Origin of the sequence: Kyrpidia tusciae DSM 2912 (assembly GCF_000092905.1) — a bacterium.
Lineage (GTDB): Bacteria > Bacillota > Bacilli > Kyrpidiales > Kyrpidiaceae > Kyrpidia > Kyrpidia tusciae.
In genome coordinates, this window is record NC_014098.1 from 2,708,080 (window position 1) to 2,725,462 (window position 17,383).

14 protein-coding genes are annotated in these 17,383 nt (G+C 60.5%); 6 read left to right on the plus strand and 8 right to left on the minus strand.

Features of this window, described 5'->3' with window-relative positions; all coding sequences use genetic code 11:
• Positions 1-14 precede the first annotated feature (14 nt).
• The 3 genes from cas8g1 to BTUS_RS13445 are packed head-to-tail and all read right to left on the minus strand — an operon-like array spanning position 15 to position 5,640.
• Positions 15-2,243, minus strand: a complete 2,229-nt coding sequence (gene cas8g1, locus BTUS_RS13435; protein WP_013076618.1) for a type I-G CRISPR-associated protein Cas8g1/Csx17 — start codon at positions 2,241-2,243, stop codon at positions 15-17.
• Positions 2,240-4,864 carry a CRISPR-associated helicase/endonuclease Cas3 gene (locus tag BTUS_RS13440; RefSeq protein ID WP_013076619.1) on the minus strand — a complete coding sequence of 875 codons (2,625 nt, stop codon included), beginning with the start codon at positions 4,862-4,864 and terminating at the stop codon, positions 2,240-2,242. Before BTUS_RS13440 ends, cas8g1 begins: the two co-directional genes overlap by 4 nt.
• A 38-nt stretch (positions 4,865-4,902) precedes the next feature.
• Positions 4,903-5,640 carry a helix-turn-helix transcriptional regulator gene (locus BTUS_RS13445; protein ID WP_280990940.1) on the minus strand — a complete coding sequence of 246 codons (738 nt, stop codon included), beginning with the start codon at positions 5,638-5,640 and terminating at the stop codon, positions 4,903-4,905.
• A gap of 2,251 nt (positions 5,641-7,891) precedes the next feature.
• Here BTUS_RS13445 and BTUS_RS13450 point away from each other — a divergent pair.
• The 6 genes from BTUS_RS13450 (at position 7,892) to BTUS_RS13475 (ending at position 12,896) form a co-directional block, all read left to right on the plus strand.
• A complete protein-coding gene (locus BTUS_RS13450; RefSeq protein ID WP_013076620.1) occupies positions 7,892-8,656 on the plus strand; it encodes a TetR/AcrR family transcriptional regulator in 765 nt (254 codons plus the stop codon).
• Positions 8,657-8,910: 254 nt separating this feature from the next.
• Positions 8,911-9,486 (plus strand): hypothetical protein, encoded by a 576-nt coding sequence (locus BTUS_RS13455; RefSeq protein ID WP_013076621.1) that lies wholly within the window; start codon positions 8,911-8,913, stop codon positions 9,484-9,486.
• A 1-nt stretch (position 9,487) separates the two neighbouring features.
• Positions 9,488-10,798: a beta-N-acetylhexosaminidase gene (gene nagZ, locus BTUS_RS13460; RefSeq protein ID WP_083780210.1), complete on the plus strand. Its 1,311-nt coding sequence runs from the start codon at positions 9,488-9,490 to the stop codon at positions 10,796-10,798.
• 235 nt (positions 10,799-11,033) lie between these two features.
• Positions 11,034-11,432, plus strand: coding sequence for a GntR family transcriptional regulator (locus BTUS_RS13465; protein WP_013076623.1), 399 nt, complete (start codon positions 11,034-11,036; stop codon positions 11,430-11,432).
• Positions 11,429-12,127 (plus strand): ABC transporter ATP-binding protein, encoded by a 699-nt coding sequence (locus BTUS_RS13470; protein WP_013076624.1) that lies wholly within the window; start codon positions 11,429-11,431, stop codon positions 12,125-12,127. Before BTUS_RS13465 ends, BTUS_RS13470 begins: the two co-directional genes overlap by 4 nt.
• A 13-nt stretch (positions 12,128-12,140) precedes the next feature.
• Positions 12,141-12,896 carry an ABC transporter permease subunit gene (locus tag BTUS_RS13475; protein WP_013076625.1) on the plus strand — a complete coding sequence of 252 codons (756 nt, stop codon included), beginning with the start codon at positions 12,141-12,143 and terminating at the stop codon, positions 12,894-12,896.
• 542 nt (positions 12,897-13,438) lie between these two features.
• Here the strand turns inward: BTUS_RS13475 and BTUS_RS13485 are convergent.
• The 5 genes from BTUS_RS13485 to bshC form a co-directional block, all read right to left on the minus strand.
• The gene (locus tag BTUS_RS13485) at positions 13,439-13,774 is read right to left on the minus strand and encodes a type II toxin-antitoxin system HicB family antitoxin (RefSeq protein ID WP_041304338.1); all 336 of its coding nucleotides are present in this window, start codon (positions 13,772-13,774) and stop codon (positions 13,439-13,441) included.
• Complete coding sequence (locus BTUS_RS19320; protein ID WP_013076628.1) at positions 13,774-14,037, minus strand: type II toxin-antitoxin system HicA family toxin; 264 nt, start codon at positions 14,035-14,037, stop codon at positions 13,774-13,776. The genes BTUS_RS13485 and BTUS_RS19320 overlap by 1 nt, the downstream gene beginning before the upstream one ends.
• 146 nt (positions 14,038-14,183) lie before the next feature.
• Positions 14,184-14,375, minus strand: coding sequence for a hypothetical protein (locus BTUS_RS13495; RefSeq protein ID WP_041304340.1), 192 nt, complete (start codon positions 14,373-14,375; stop codon positions 14,184-14,186).
• A gap of 332 nt (positions 14,376-14,707) precedes the next feature.
• On the minus strand, positions 14,708-15,646 hold the full coding sequence (locus BTUS_RS13500) for an amidohydrolase family protein (protein WP_013076630.1): 939 nt from the start codon (positions 15,644-15,646) through the stop codon (positions 14,708-14,710).
• Positions 15,647-15,665: 19 nt separating this feature from the next.
• Positions 15,666-17,312 (minus strand): bacillithiol biosynthesis cysteine-adding enzyme BshC, encoded by a 1,647-nt coding sequence (gene bshC, locus BTUS_RS13505; RefSeq protein WP_013076631.1) that lies wholly within the window; start codon positions 17,310-17,312, stop codon positions 15,666-15,668.
• Between the last annotated feature and the right edge of the window lie 71 nt (positions 17,313-17,383).

Genomic DNA, 17,383 nt, shown 5'->3' on the forward strand with positions numbered 1-17,383 from the left:
ACTCCGCCGTGAATTCACGGGAGAATCCCGGGCTGCGCCGCCTCCGCCCCGGTTTCCGACGTGAGTCCGGCCAGTTGCGCCAGTTGTCGCAGATCGCGGTCGGCAATCGGCAATGCCAGAGCCGCAAGGATTCGCGTACCGGTTCGCTGCGGGTTGCCCGCGGTCCAGTGGTTCACCCGAGGCAGGGAGCCCTTTCGGAAAAAAGGACTGGAGAATCCACTGCCCCGGAGCCGTTGCTCGGCCACGCCCGCCGCCCGGTTGAGTTCCCCCGCGGCCAGCAGTGAAAGCATCCGGTCGGGCACCGGCAGCGGCATCGCACCGGGAAAAACCCGCTGCAACTGAGCGTTCGGCGCGCTGATCAGCCTGGCCAGGATATAAGCCCAGGGCAAAGGCGTCATGGACCGGTGGAATCGGAACCCCGGGGACCCCGAGCTTCGAACCTCGTCGGAGGCCACGGATCTATAGAGAGGCAACAAGCCCCAGATCAGATCGGCAACCCGGGCATCCCAACCGGGATCTTTTAAGAACTGCCCAATGAGCGACAATGGCACCGTTCGCGGCCCCGCGGTGGGTTTATCGAACTCGTCCGTCGATATCGCAGCACTTCCCGCGTTCTCTCCGCCTCCGACACTTCGATGGGTTTCCAACAACCGCCGGCGCAGCACCGCCGCCATGTTGGCCGCCACATCGGTGTGCTTCCAGACCACACGCGGAGGATCGGTTTCCGGACCCCACCTTCCCGGGTGCCCGGGGTCCACCGGGGACAAAAACGACCGGATCGAACCCGCGCTGCCCGGATACACGGAGACGAACGCCCCCGCAATACGAAATTCCGGGGAGCCGTCGTCGGACGCCCGCCACCAGCCGGGGTTGCGCAGCACCAGGGGAGGCACCTTCTGTCGAGCGGATGGAACACGAGCCAACAGCTGTTCGGCCCGCCCCAGGGCCACCAACACATCCTGCATCCGCCGGGCGCCCCCGTACTGACAGTAGAGGAACTCTGCCTCGCGGATCCTGTGCAGAGCGGACTGAAAGGCATGGGAGGTGTTCTCCACGCGAGCAAACAAATCCAGCCACGTGTCCAATTCCGCAAGGAGCTCCGCGTAGGCCTGTCGACGGACGATAAACCGATTCAACGGTACGGCCAAATACGCCTTGCCGGATCGCATGAGAAAGGCGTAACGCTGAAAGCTCTCAATCCCGCGGTCCACCGCCAACGTGGCGCATGCCCGGGCAAAATCCACGCCGTTTTTCGCCGTACGCCGCACCCGGTCGCCGGAAAGCTGAGCCCGGCCTTCCCGGAAAATATACAACAGTTCCGGCAAGGACACCGGTTGCCTCCAAAGCGGCATCCACATTTCCGCCCGGGCGGCCTGCGCACCGTCCAATTCCGCCGTGGACCTGTGTCCCACCGTAGTCGGGTAAACCGTGAACGGCGCCGACACCACCGATCCGGACTGTTTCTCCAAACGCTTCGCCGCCGCTGAAGCGAAAACCAAGGCCCCCTCCAGCATGAAGATGTAATCCCACGGATTGACCAAGGACTCACCGGAGAATCCGCTGCGGGCATTCGGGCCACCGGCTTCTCCCGGGGAGAATTGCCCAATGGCTCCCCGAATCAGTTCCGGTGTCGCATCCCCCCACAGCGCCGCCCGCAGCCACATTCCGCCCGTATCCGTGGGTTGTCCGGTCTTCGGCGACATGACGTTCAGGATCCGCTGCATGAAATTGTTCGTGAACTCGAGGTTTCCATCGTTTCCTCCTGTGCCCGCGAGCGGCGGAAACCCGAGATCCCCGGTGGTCAAAACCACAGCAGCATCCACCCAAGCAACCGCCGCATCCGGGAAGCGGTTTCGGCAGGCTTGAACCAGCGGCCGTTTGTCTTTGTTATCGGGTTTCTTCTCCAGTCCGAACTCCTTCAGAATGGCCCGGGCTGTTTGAATCGTAGTACGATATAGGTGTAATCGCTGCGTTTGCGACTCCTCAATCCCGCGCAGGGCTTCGTCTCGGCCGAAGAATCCGCTTCCCCCGTTCCACGGCGTAACCAGGGGCGTCGGCCGGTACTCCGCCAGAAAGAAAGATTCCACGTCTTGCGGATGTAACGCGGTTTCGATGTGAAATCGTTCGTCCTCCCACCATCCCCTTGCCTCGGGATCCGCCTGCTCGGCCAGGATGCGAAAAACGCCCAACGCCTTCAGGTAGTGAGACAACGGCTGAGGAGCTGTCCCGGTTAGGGAAATCACGACACATGCACCTCCGCTTCGGACCCGCGCCAATCGGCCACACGGAGCAACATCTCCAAAAAAGCGAGCCGAAATGGTCCGTACTCGTTGAGCAAGCCCATCGCGCGATGGAGCCAACTTTCCCCCCACGGGCCTCGTCCCAAAAGCATCCAGCCCAACCGTAATGGAGTGGGCGGCAAGACTTTCCCGTCCTCCAACGTCACCGACGGCAGGGAGTCACCGTCCCAGACGCCCCGGGCAAACAACCATCGCTGATTGGGATCGACCGGGGGCGGAACCTCATCCGGCAGCGATCGAATCGACATGCGGATCTTCCCGTGGTGGGCGGCAATCAAATACGCGGCCAGATCCCGGAGGCCGTTCGGCCGCTCCGGATCATGAAATTGGAGGTACGACAGGGCGGAGGCGAGTTCGTGGCGAAAATGACGTCGGGATGGTTCACTTTGCCGAACCTGTTGTCCCTCTCCGTCACCGGGCGGTTCGACCCCCCGGACCTGTCCCCCGACCTGCGGCTCCGAAGCCTCAGTGCCGGTGCGCGGCGGCTGGCCCGATTTCGCCCAAAGCGATCGCCTCACCGGATCTGTGGCCGGTAATCCGGCCAACAACCGCTCTTGGAAGACCGGGTGTGCCTTGCCGACGTCATGCCACCCGGCGGCTTCCACCACGGCCGAAAGCAGCCTGGAGGGCACCGTGCCCTCAAAGTGGTCCACCAGGCGCTCGGCCGCCTCCCGCACATGTTTCAAATGATCCGTGAGCAGCACAAACGAGCCCGGGTAGCTGTTCGGGTCGTCGGTGTCGGACTGTTCCTCACCGCCCGCAACGGTAGCCCGGGATCGGGACCCCGATTCATCGGCGACAGGGATCACCGGGACCGGTTCCCAGCTTCCGGGATCGAATCCGATGTCCGGGCGATAACCACCCAGAGCGGCATCCAGGAGAAAAACCCGACCCGGAACAGGGTTTTTCTCCTGAAAGTTCGTCCAGGTTCCGGTTAACCAATCCCAGGTCCAAACCCGATCCCTCCGCGTCCGATTGTCCTTCTTGGCGACGAGGTACTCTCGCATGGCGGACAGAGAGACGCTGCAGATCTCGTCCCTTCGCGCGGGCCAATCGATCGCCGACGGGGCCGCCCCGACGTTTCGCCAGTACACCTGGACGTCCGTATCCGACACGTCCCGGACATACGGGGAAACATCCAGATCCAAACCGGCCAGATCCGGGGTGGTATCGAACAGGTCCAACAGGTCCCTGCGCCGCAAAACCTGACCGTCCGGGCGGGACATCGCCCAGGTCGGCAGAGAAGCCGGCCCGACATCCGTCAGTTCCTGCAGTCGTTTTCTCGCCTGGGCGATTTCGTCTTGCGCATATGGCTGTGCGCACCGGGGTTCATCTTCGAGATCAATGATCCAGACGGCGGCCCCGTCCTGTTGTCCATCAAACTCTCCCCGCCGGTTGCACCTCCCGAAACGCTGAACCAAAGAGGCCCACGGGGCCAATTCAGTGATCAACGTGCGAGCAGAAAGGTCCACCCCGGCTTCCACGGCCTGGGTCGCCACCAGGATCCCGCCTGAGGATTCGATCTCCGGAATGGATTTCCATATCTCCTGCCGATCCTCAGGCCGAAAGCGGCTGTGCACCAGTCGAACCGGGGCTTCGGCACCCATGGCCAACAGCTGCCGATAGACTTCTTGAGCCCGATTCACGCGATTCAAAACCACCAGGGTCAGCGATCCCTCACGGTGCTGCTCCAGCGCGAGCCTGGCCAGCACCTCCGCGTACTCCTTGGGACGGGTTGCAGTCGACGCGCTGACTGCAAAGTCGGTCCAATGCAGCCGTTTTTTGGCGGAGCGCCTTTCACGGACCACGGGATGAACGAGATCCCGCTCATCCAATTCGAGGACGTGCAACTCCGATCGACGAGGAGCGAAATCCACCGTGTCCAGCCACTCCGCATCCAGGGTGGCGGACATCCACGTGCTGTACGCCGGGCCGTATGTACCGAATTCTCTGCGAAAGGACTCCAGTTGGGCGGTCGTATAGATTCCGCCCCCGCCCATCAACTGTACCTCGTCGTACACCCACCAAACATCGTTGTGCAAAAGCGCAAACTCCATCGGCCACCGGCCCCGGCTCACCCCGTAGCCCCGATTCAGAGCTCTGGACAGCAACTGATCCTGCGTACCGATCAGAATCTGGTCGAGCCCAGGGTATCTCACCCAATCCCGGTCCATCCGACCGCCCATTACGATGTGCACGCCGATCGGCTCCGTTCCCGCCGGTTCAAACACCTCGCTTTGAACGGCCCCATCCCCCGGATGACCGAAAACCGGAATTCCCAGCTTGTTGAACCACCCCAGGACGTCGTCGGCCACCTGGTTCACCAACGTTCGCAACGGAAGACAGTACACCAATCTTCTGGGACAAGACCGTCGAATCTCCGGCGCCGCGTAACGCCTTTTCCACAACCAGCTCAACACCACCGCCGCCGTCTTCCCCAGCCCCGTCGGGACCCGAATCAATCCAGGAATGTGAGCGTCCAGCGCCAAACGAACTTGATACGGAAAAGGCCTGCACCCAACAGTCTGTCCGAATAATTCGGAGAAGGCTTCGGCATCGGCCATCGCGCCTCGAAAAACCCCCTCTCATTTGCTTTTATATCTTAGCATAGCATGATTGATGCGGAGATTGAATAATCCGCAATCCCGCAACGGAGATGGACGTCAACCTCTTCCCCCGATTCATCGATCCCCCACGCCGACTTCAGGAATTCCCGGAGCGAGAAGTTCGGGTCCCGGACGTACGTTTTCCCCAGACATTTAGCACCGTGGACGCGTACCACTTTGAAGGTCCGGAATGCCTGTCGAAGATGACAATAACCGATGATGTACAGGGAATTTTGCCAAGGAACGAGATAGTACGGATCCACCAACCGCGTCTCATGTCGGAGGGCGCCGATTTTTGTGTATTCAATCTCCAGGGTACGGGACATACGAACCGCATAGAGAATCTCGAGCACCAGACGGTCATCCGACTCTTCGAAAGAACGAGCGAGTTCCGCGATAACCCCACCTTTGGTTTGGATCGATTCACGAAGGTTTCCAGGAAACGGAAGGACGATGTCAGGCAGGAGTTTCCGAACGGCGCGCCGATATGTGGTGATCAGGGGGTGAACACGGCCGTCGGCGATAGACGCTTGAACCAGCAGCGGCATGATCTCGATGACGAATCGTTCATCCTCGGTCAAAATCCCCGGTAGGCGTTGCAGGTCTCGCAAAATAAAATAGCCGCCGCCAGGCTCTGACTCGACTCGGATACCCAGGTCCTCCACGAGGCGAATATCCCGTCGGATGGTGCGTACGGAAACGTGGCAATACTCTGCTAACGGGCCGCCGTATATTCTTTTGGATGGCTGATGATCAGGGCAACGAGGTCAAGCAGTCGACCCGCCACGCGGATGCTTTGAGATGCGGCCATACATCCACAGCCTTGAACAATGTCGGTCTCCCTTGACCAATCGTAGTACGGAATAGGATTGCAAATCAACGGACGTGCTCCGAATGCTAGCGGTCTTCACGGCAGATAGGATCCCGGACCGGATTTGGGCCGCCGGCCGAATCAAACTGTTTGGATGATCGACACGACAAGGCAGAACCTCGATGTGCGGGGATGTTAGAATGCACAACTATGCGGTCGACTACGTCTACGAATCGCGGCCGGATCGCTTATACATCCACAGCCGTGACCGTTGGGGAAACGACCAGGGCTTCCGATCACCTCGAGCTTCCAACGGGGCCGCGGGTTCAACCCGCGGAGCTACTTTCCCGCATCCCGCCGATACCTGCACCGGGCTCATCGCTTCAACGGGGCCGCGGGTTTAACCCGTGGAGCTACGGCCGAGTGATCGAGAACGTCTTGAACAGGAGTATGCCTTCTGCCTTCAACGGGGCCGCGAGTTCAACCCGCGGAGCTACTCTACCAGCCCATCGTCCAGTTCGATTTGCACCGTACCTTCAACGGGGCCGCGGGTTCAAACCGCGGAGATACGTCTCCAATCGGCAGGACGTCTGAGCCAAACGGAGTTTCAGGCTTCAACGGGGCCGCGGGTTCAAACCGCGGAGCTACCAGCCGCAATCCGCGCCATGTTCATTCCCCCTGTAGTCCTTCAAGGGGGCCGCGGGTTCAACCCGTGGAGCTGCCAGTGCCATAAGGACCGTCAGGCAAGGCGTGAAGAGCACAACCTTCAACGGGGCCGCGGGTTCAACCCGTGGAGCTGCCCGTACCCTTAGGAATGTCATTCCTAACCCCCCCGCCTTCAACGGGGCCGCGGGTTCAACCCGCGGAGCTGCGTCCCAGGATCGGCTTCTGCAAGGTTGTGGAAGTCCCTTCAACGGGGCCGCGGGTTCAACCCGCGGAGCTGCGGGTGCATGCCAGCATCCACCAGGCGACCGTCAGTTCCCTTCAACGGGGCCGCGGGTTCAACCCGCGGAGCTGCGCACGAGTACGGATACCCGACGGTGGTCGGGGCAGACGCCTTCAACGGGGCCGCGGGTTCAACCCGCGGAGCTGCGGGGGGCACGTCCCTGCCCGCTCCGACGGGGCTCACACACCTTCAACGGGGCCGCGGGTTCAACCCGCGGAGCTGCGCGGGGCGAGTGCGACCGGTGCAGGCGGTGGACGCGCCTTCAACGGGGCCGCGGGTTCAACCCGCGGAGCTGCTCTTGGCCCGTCACGCCTTGCAAATCGCGGCATTCGGGGACATGTTTCGCGAACCTCGCAACGAACCCGATTTCGGCCGGGCGGTTACAAAGCCTCCGCCCCTCGCATTCCCTATTATACCGGCAAAAACCGCGAATCGCGAACCCCCCGGCGAATTCTACATCACTCCAGGTTCGCGCACACAGATCGAAGGTCCCCAAAAAATTCACACGGCTTTCGCCGATGTCCGCCCAGGGGTTCGGGCATACCCTTGGCAACTTTGGCTCTTCCGGATGTCATTCGCGAAACATTCACCATGATCACTGCGCAAACGAGCTGTGCCGTCCACGTCCCCGCCGCGCCCCTGCTCCAACCCATAATTCAAACTTATTTTACGCCAAATCCGCCCTGCGAACCCACCCCCGGCGCCTGCCGATCCGACGGATGGGCACCTATAGATCCCGATTCACGACGGCATCCCGATCGACACCCGCGTCCGCGCGAGACCGTTTGTCCACGGCACATTCGGGCCGACCGCCTCACCCCTTGGTCGGGACCACCGGGGTTCTCAGCGCATTCCACATCGCCCCGCAACCAGCCCGAGTCGCCAAATAGCGATACGTCGAGGCCGTCTCGTTTGGCGATGCCGGCTTTAGTCACCTGACGGTCCGGCCTCTCTGTGGGGGCGGGGATTCCGAGAACCAATTTTGTCGGCGGGGCGACGGTCCGGGCCATTTCCACAGCTTGGGACGCCAGATCGGCGGGCTCCGGCATGGAACCGTTGTCGTGGCCGGAATGACCCTTCGACCGGCCGGCTGCCAAGTGTCTCAGCCGGCACAAGCCCGCGAAACAACAGGGCCCGATTTCTTGCTTGACAATCCCCGCTCCACAGGTTAAACTCTAACCATCGGTTACTAACCGTCGGTTATCACTTTAGTCGGGCGGCGATTTTCATGGCGGAGAGAAAACGGGAGATCCGTTCCGAAGAAACAAAACGAGCGATTGTAGCGGCGGCGGCGAAACTGTTTGCCAAGCGGGGGTTCGACGCCGTGACCATGCGGGAAATCGCCCGGGACGCCGGGTGCTCGCACACGGCGATCTACCTGTATTTTAAGGACAAAGAAACACTGCTTCACGAGCTGTCGGTGGGCCCGCTGCACGAGCTCGAGCGGCGCATGGATCGGGCCCTCCGCAGCGGAACCCCGGGACAAAGCTCCATGCCGGGGGAACCTGTGAGGCCGGAGAAACAGGGTATGCCGGAGCCACACGGGACCCCCGGGCCGCCCGCCGCAACTCCGGAGCCGGGCGCTGCGGCGCAAAGACCAGAGGAACCGCTCAAAGCGGCGACCCGGGAGTTTATCCGGTTTTGCCTGGCCAACCGAAACCTCTACAACGTCCTGTTCATGGCCGAGGGAAGCCGGGTGGACGAGGCGGAACCGGCCCTGGAGGTCCAGAGGCTGCGGAACCGCTTATTCGACAAGTTGCGGCGGGCGATCGGGAGATTTTTGAAACTGGGCGACGACGATCCGAGGCTTTGGGCCTATGCCCGGATTTATTTTTTCGCGCTCAACGGCATGATCGGCACGTATGTGCTGGGTTCCCGGGAACCCGCCGAACAGTTGACGGACCGGTTGCAGCCCACCTTCGATTTGGCGGTGGACGTGCTCCTGGCCGGATTTTTGGAAACGTCGAAGGGAACGGAGGGCGATCGCGAATGAGTTTTCTCGTGTTCTTACTGCTGTTCGCGGGGGGATGCGGCTGGTTGGATCAGAAAGCCCGGGGCACGCGCTGAGGCGGTTCGGCGCCGGTCGATCCTGGCCACGAAGGCGCGGCCTAACCGGGGATTCGCCGAAATCCGGCCCATGCCTCCGGGGCCCGGATCCCGGGACAACAGGCGCGGTTCGGAAATCTTGGGGCGGCGGCGAACATGCCGCGGGGGGACATCGACGGGAACGCGAAGGGAGAGACGATCATGTTTGCGGGACATTTTGGCTTGGCGGCGGCAGTGAAGGGGAAGGCACCGGAAGTGCCCCTGTGGGCGCTGATGCTCAGCACCCAGTGGCTCGACATCGCGTTCGGGCCGCTGTTGGCGGCCGGGGTGGAGACGATGCAGCCCGGCGAGGGGGAGGGCGGTTACGGCCGGTGGGTGTTTCAGGCCTACTATACCCACTCCCTGGCCGGCGCGCTGATCCTGTCCGCCGTCGCCGGACTGGCGGCCCGGCGATGGTGGGGAAAGCGCGGCGGTACGGTGGTCGGGGGGCTGGCGTTCAGCCACTGGATCTTAGACCTTTTGGTGCACCGGGGTGACTTGCCGATCCTGCCCGGGAATCTCGGCAATCTGCCGCTGCTCGGTTTCGGGTTGTGGCGGGTCCCGGCGGTGAGCATCGCCCTGGAAGGCGCCCTGGTCGCTGCCGGTGCGCTGTTGTATGCTCGTTCGCTGCCCCGGGGCCGCGCCGGCCGCGCGAACCGCTGGCGTTTCCCGGCAGCCATGGCGATGGCGGCGCTGTTGGTGCTGGCCTTGGTGGCGGACGTGGCGGGGGTGGGCTAAAGTGAGATGGGCGTCGTTCGCCACGACCTTGTCGCTGTCTGCGGCACTGGCCCTCGCGGCCGGGTGCGGCCCCACCGGTGCGCCGAGCCGGCCCGCTCCCTCCGGCACGGGCCCCACCGGGCAGCCCCCGGGTGCAGTGCCGGGCTCCCCAAACCCCGGCGGCCCGGGCATCGCCCCGGGAACCGGAACCCCGCCCGGACAGCCCGGAGGTCGGCCGGATCCGATCCGGGAGGAGCTCGCGCGGATGACCCCGGACGAGAAAATCGGGCAGATGGTCTTGGTGGGCCTCGACGGGTATACCGTGGACGAGCACGCCGCCTCCCTCATCCAAACCGATCACGTGGGCGGATTTATTTTATATAAAAATAATATACAAAATGTCTCTCAACTGGCGGCTTTGTTGAATCGGTTAAAGAGCGACAACGCCGGCAATCCGGCGCCTCTTTTCCTCTCGGTGGACGAAGAGGGCGGCCGGGTCAGCCGGATGCCCGACGAGGTTCACAAGTTGCCGGCAAGTGCGGTCATCGGCCGGCGGAACGACACCGATCTTTCCCGCGCCGTCGGCGGGGTGATGGCCGAAGAACTTCGGGCCTTCGGTTTCAATACGGATTTTGCCCCGGTCCTGGACATCAACAGCAACCCGGATAACCCGGTGATCGGCGACCGGTCCTTCGGCTCCACCCCCGATGCGGCGAGCCGGCAGGGGGTCGCCGAGATGCGGGGTATCCAAGACGGCGGCATCATCTCCGTGGTCAAACATTTTCCCGGCCACGGCGACACCTCGGTGGACTCCCACCTCGGGCTGCCCCGGGTGGATCACGATCTGGGCCGGTTGCGCTCGTTCGAACTGGCGCCGTTTCGTCAAGCGATCCAGAGCGGCGCCGAGGCGGTGATGGTCGCCCACATCCTGTTCCCAAAGATCGACCCGGCCCATCCCGCCTCGATGTCCCCGGCGTTCATGACCGATTTGCTGCGGCGGGAGATGCATTTTGACGGCGTGATCATGACCGACGACCTGACCATGGGCGCCATCGTGCAAAACGACGACATCGGCCGGGCGGCGGTTCAAGCCGTGCGGGCCGGCGCCGACCTGGTGCTCGTCGGACACGATTACGATAAAGAGACGGCGGTGATCCGGGCTCTCCAACGGGCGGCGCAAGACGGAACCCTCCCCGCCGCCCGCATCGACGACAGCGTCTGCCGAATCCTGCAATTAAAGCATAAATACCGCCTCAGCGACGCCCCGGTGAACCCGCCGGACGTGACGCGGCTCAACCGGGACATCGACCGGGTGCTGGGGCGGATCGGTTGACCGCCGGTACGGGATGACCGTCTTGAAAAAACGCCGCCGGCGACGGATCGAAGGCCCATCGCCGGCGCACTGTGATACAGGAGTTGGTTCAGGCGCAAGCCATATTTTAACCCCTTCCGGCAAAATGTTACCCGCCTGGTCACGCGACGTCTTGGGCCCCTTTACTTTTTGTGTATCACTCGTTATGATACACGTAAGTCAAATGACACTCCTCGCGTTGAGGGGAGGGAAGCCATTGGAGGACTTGCGGGTTGGCTCTTTACATTTTCTCCTCGATCTCAGCCAGCCGTTATACGAACAAATCCTGGACCAAATGAGCGGCGCCGTCGCCCGGGGAGAGATCGCCCTGGGACAAAAGATTCCTTCGGTGCGGGAAATGGCCCAGGCGCTCCGGGTCACCCCCAATACCGTGATGCATGCTTATCAGGAAATGGAACGCCTCGGGCTGACCGAAACCCGGCGCGGGCAAGGAACGTTTATCACCACCTCGGAGCAGCGGGTGGCCCGCTTCCGGGACGAGTTCGCCCGCCGGGCCGTACAGGAATTCATGGAGAAAATGCATCATCTCGGCTTTTCCTGGGAGGATATCCTTCGCTACCTGCGGGAAACTCGAGGAGGCGGTGAAGATCAATGAGCGAACCGGCCATTTTGTGTCAAAAAGTCACCAAGCGGTACGGGTCCAAATGTGCTGTGAACGAGTTGGATCTCGCCCTCGACCCCGGCCGAGTCATCGGTATTCTGGGACCGAACGGGGCAGGGAAATCGACCCTTTTTCGCCTCTTGGTGGGACTCGTTCGACCGGACCGGGGGACCGTTCGCGTCTTGGGCCAATCGCCCGGGTGGCGGACGAACGGGCAAATCGCCTACCTGCCCGACCGCGCTCGCTGGTATCCCGACCATACGGTGGATCAGGCCTTTCGCTGGGGCGAAACCTTTCTCCCGGGCTTCGACCGGGGGATGGCGGAGAGATTGGCCAATTTTATGAAACTCGACCTTTCCCTGCGGGCGGGAGGCATGTCCCGCGGGCAGGAGGCCCGGCTGATGCTCATTCTCTGCATCGCCAGGCATGTGCCCCTGATCATCCTCGACGAGCCCTTCTCGGGGATTGACGTCATCTCCCGGGGACAGATCATCGAGGCGTTGATCGATCATTTGAGTGAAAGCGAGTCGACCGTCCTCATGAGCACCCATGAAATCCGTGAGGCGGAGCGACTTTTCGATGTCGCCGTCTTTCTCGATGAAGGGCGCGTCATCCTCAGTGGAGAAACGGACGATCTGCGAAGGAAACACGGTTCGATGCAAGCCCTGATGCAAACTTTGTATCGTTAGGAGGGTCCGAAACATGACGGCACAGACCTTCTGGTCATTGGTAGCCCAAGACCTCAAGGGGCGCAAGAGGCGGAAATCCAACATCGCCGGGATGTGGTGGATCGCTTATGCGATCGCTGTAGCCCTGTTGGTCGTCGCGACAGGGCCCTATGTCAGCCTTTATGGAAAGCCCACCTTTCTGAACGCGTTCTGGTCTTTTACTTGGGCCCTGCTCTTTGCCGCCTTCGGCATGGGCAATGGGTTCATCACCCGGGAATGGGAAATCGGCACTGTCGGCTGGTGGCTGACGTTGCCCCTGCCCCGCCGGCAACTGGTGCTGGCGAAGTTTTTGGCCTGCCTGCTTCGCAGCGCCTTGATCTTTGCTGTGGTTTACGTCATCATCGCGCTGGTTGGCCTCTGTATGATGCCCGTATTGGAGGGATCCTGGAACACGGCCGCCGTTGCTTCCTTTCTTATTACCGGACTCGAGTGGAACGCGTTGATGCTCGGCCTTATTCCTGTCGCAGGAGCCTTCGGTCTCCTGATGGGCACCGTGGGCCGTTCCACGCTGCGGCCCGCCCTTCCGCTGCTTTGGGCCCTCGCCGGCGGCGGATGGTGGGCGTGGTTCATGGTGGGCGGTCGCGCGATCACGATCGAGCAGGAAACAGACGGGGGCTTGCATCTCGTTGTGACCTGGGCGGTCCTGTATCCTTATGTGGCCGGTTTCATCCTCGCCGGGCTCATGATCGCTCTCGCGTCTTATGTCTTCGCGCGGCATGTGGAATTGTAATTATGTTCCGGCTTCGATTCTCTCTGTACCATGGTTTCATCGCTCCTTGTCCTTGGTCGTTGTCTCGGCCCCGCCCTGCCGGGGCGGCCGACGGCCGAATTGGCATCCACCGTCTGCACCCGCCGATTCTGCCCGTTGATTTGGTAACGGTTCAGGCATTGAAGCCGATGATGAAGGAGGATATTATTCGAGAGGTACAATTTCAATGAAAAACCGCTGCACCGACAACTCACCACGCTGCTGGCGCAGGGGCCGAAGGGAGTCAACCTGGCCACATCCCCGACGCCCGGCCCCATGCCCGTTCTGACCGATGCCCTTGTCACACCGGGCTCACCCTGAAAGACCACGGCCTGTGGATTTGATGGACAACCAAAAGCAGGTTGTCCACAGGCTCCACAGGCCCTGCCCAGGGGAGGCCGCTTCGCTCCTCCCCTCTGGCCTTACGGCCATTCACCCCTCCCGCTCCTCCTCCACAGGGATAGGGATTGGGTTAGATATACCCCATCGGTAAGATTTTTACGTGAGTTGACACGACGAGATACTCAACCGCCGAGTTCTCTTCGAGCGTCTTCGTCAATATGCTCAGCGATCCAGGCGTTCAAGCTCTTTCCCGACCGACGGGCCGCCAAAGCAGCCAACCGATGCTGCTCCGGCGTCAAGCGAAGAACGAATCGCCCGGAAAAAGGTTTTTCAGGCTCTTCCCCTCGTTCGGCACAATACGCGAGATAATCATCCACCGAATCCCTAAACGCCTGACGCAGTTCTTCGACCGACTGACCCTGAAAGGTAATCACATCTCTGGTGTTGATCACCTCACCATGAAATACGCCGCTCTCATCGTCGAATTCAACCCGCGCTTGATACCCTTTATACTCCATCAAGGCTCGACACCCGCCTCGGTTAAGAATCTTCGCAAGGATTTCACGGCGCCTTTGCCCGTTTCCTTTTGCGGATGCGGACGGTGGAAAACGGCTCTGACTCCGTTCAGTGCAACCCGGACACGGGAACCCTTCCCCTCGGACACATCCGCCCCAAGGGCCACAAGCATCGATTCGACGTCGGACCAGACAATGTCGGCGCGAACCGGATCCTCAAAAACAGACCGGAGCGTCACAAGATGTTTTTTGTTCAGTAGTATCACCAACTGATATCATTATATGTGGTTCGGGCGGGTTCAGCAACATATTCGAGGCAACAGGCACCCAGTCTCCTTTCGGCTGGCTCGGCCGTAGAATCCCCGTGCCGCTCCATTCGCATTGCCCGAGGAGGAGCAACTCCCCGGCCCCGTTATCGAGCCGGCCCTGGCCGCAGCGGCAAAAACCGCAGCTTTCGGCGCACCACCTTGGCCAGATTGTCCATATTCAGGACCAAGTGGCCCCCGGGCGCCAGCGCATCGAACATGCGGCTCAAGACCTGCTCCAACTCCGCCTGGCTCCGGCCGATCAACCCGGCATTACCACCGCAATTCACCAGATGCATTGAGCTCGGCTTCGCCGCCCGGGTCAGTTCCGCGAGGGGGCACGGTGAACCGTGATGCCGTCGTGCAGTTCCCGGTCCCGGTCAACCAACACTTTCTCCCCTCGCCAAAGACCATGGATTAGAATCTGGTGGAATATAGCGAAGATTTTCAGCAGGCAAAAGGGTCGACGGTCGGGCAGAATCGGCGGGTGTAGACGGCGGATGGCAATTCGGCCCCGCCCGGCCGGGGCGGCCGAGCACGGCGATCGCGCTGAGAAGGGCTCGGGGCGCTAAACCATTCGGAAAACGAGGGGACGCCGGAGGCACTTCAACCTGTTAAGAAGGGGGGTGATTCATTCCCGATGGCCTTCTTCCCCGGCAAGCCCCAACAACTGTGCCGCATTTCTGTAGAAAACGCGGTCCATCTCGTCCTCGGTCATCCCGATTTCCCGACACACGTTCACTTGATCGACGAGATACCGGTAGGCGAAACCTCTCGGGAACCAACTGGAGTCGCTGCCAAAGACGATTCTTTCAGGTCCGATCGTTTCGTAAGCCTTGGCAAACAAATCACGCAATGTAAGCGGATACGGCATCCAGCGAATCCAATCATTCGACCCCGATCCATCGACATAGATATTGGGAGCCGACCAACAGAGATGTAATAATTCCTGCCAGTAACCGGCGCCAAAATGAGGAATGATAAACGGGATATCGGTATACGTTTGCGCCACTTTCGCCAATGTCAGCGGACTGATATAAGGATGATGAACGATCCCTCCCGGACCGCCCAGAATGCCGAAGTGGATCAGGACGGGCAGCCGGCGGTCCGCCAAGAACGTCCAGATCCGCGTGAATTCCGGGGCTTCGAACGGTTTGGTCATCAACGGCCCGAACAATTTCAGGCCGGAAAGGCCCAGTTCCTCGATACCGCGGACAATTTCGTCATAAGCATCTTCCTGTTCCAACCGCACATGAACAAACCCGATAAATTTATCCGGATGCCGTCTCACCACCGACGCGAGCGTATCATTGCCTCCGCCGGTCACAAAGACGATCTTCGAAATGTTGTACTTGTCCAATTCCGCCGCCCATCGGTCGGCCTGAACCTCGTTTCCGGGATGTGAGGTTTCCGGATCGTCGAAACCAAAACGCTGTCGCCACTCGGCGCGCAGCTTTTCGTTGTACTTCTTGACCAGGGGATGAATATCGCGTTCCATCGCTTGCCCCGGTTTGGGGGCCGCGGGAAAATGCGCATGAATGTCAATGATCCTTGGGAGACGTCTTTCCATCGTCCGCTTCCTCCAATATTCACGAGAGGTAAAGGATATGATGTGTACGATTGTCCGCAAGAGGCGCTTCGGTCAATTCCGTCAGCCAGTGCTGCCCGTGTTTATTCAAATATGTAAACACATTATACACCCGTTCTTGGAGTTTTCCCATCGGTGTAACGTTTTGGCGGATTCGTTCAAATCGCCTCAGGGCCGTTTCGAATTGCGCCTCATACGAGGCGATCGCCCGGGTCTCGAGAAACGTGATGTTTTTTAAAATTTTATCCAAATTCGTTTTCCCCAAATCTCTCATGCCGGGATCGATATCCGATACCAGGTCGAGAAGGGGGGTGTACAATTCCACCACCTGTCGCGTGACCTGATCAAATCGGTCTTTCAGGTGTAAGGCGTCCCGCTCCTCCAGCCACGCCTTCTTTTTTTGTTCGATGTATTGAACATCCGCCAGCGCACGCTCCACAAGGATGCCGTAGGTTTGCATCTGTTTTTGAACAGAAGGCTCCAGGATCGTGACTTGGAGGCGGGGGACGATGACCGGCATTTTCATTTCAAACAGTTGAAACGCTTCCCGGAGCAATCCCCAATAGGCAATTTCCCCCGGTCCCAGGATCGTGCCGAGCACCGGGAACAGGAATTCTTGCATGATGGGACGGGTCGCCGCATTGTTGCTGAACCGGACGGGGTCGTTTTTCGCGAGGTCGACCAATTCTTGTTTCGTGAAGCGGACATGTCCTTTCTTGTCGGTAAAACCGCCGTATTCGTCGCGATACAACAGTGTCCGTTCACCATCGTGATCGACAAACAGATTCGCGCAACCCTCTTTCAGATCGAGCTGGGCGGCGTATCCCAGAGATTCCACCTTGCGTTTTCCGTTCCACAGCGCCTCATTCATTTCACGGGACCAGGCGATAAACTGTTCGAACATCGGCCTTTCGATGCACCGGAGATTCGGGTCGCCGGAATCGACGAGCACCAGCCCCTGAGGACCAAACAACCAAGCCATAATCCGCGCGAAACAATCAACCAGGGTCGTGGAGCGGCCCGCGAATTGAGCGAGTTTCTCGACAATCTCCCCCTTGAACTCGGTTTCCATCAGCGACTGCTGGAATTGGTCCACGACCTCCTCCCACTGGGGCCGATTCAGGGCAATTCGGCTGACGGAGGTCTTTTTTCCCGTCGGGTGATCGACCTGTATCTTTCGGATGTCGAGATTCTGGGTCAGATAATAAACATGGTTCACTTCGTCAAAATCGTGATCTTCCCCGGCGATCCAAAACACCGGAATCACCGGCCGCCGCAATTCGTGAGAAAGTTGTCTGGCGGTCCGAACAATGGTGATCGCTTTATAGATGACCAACAACGGCCCGGTGAACAGACACGCTTGCTGCCCGCCCACCACAACCAAGGTCCGTTCGTCTTCCAACGAACGAATCGCGGCCAATGCCTCCGGAGCATTTTCGATTCTCTGATTAAAAAGAGAGAGGGCCTGCACGAGCTGGTGTCGGTCTGCTCTCGGCCCCGATTGTCGATCCAAAAATCGAACTCGTTGCTCCCACACATCGTGGCTCCGCGGGTCATAGTCGAACAATTCCTGAACCCGCGAGAAATGGCCCACATAGTCTTCCGCCATCGGCGGGTGTTGTTTGACATAACACGGCTCCACTCTCATAAACAACCACCTGGTGTCATGATGTCACGCGGACTCCCCTTCGGACATGTGGGTCGATCTCCACCCCGAAC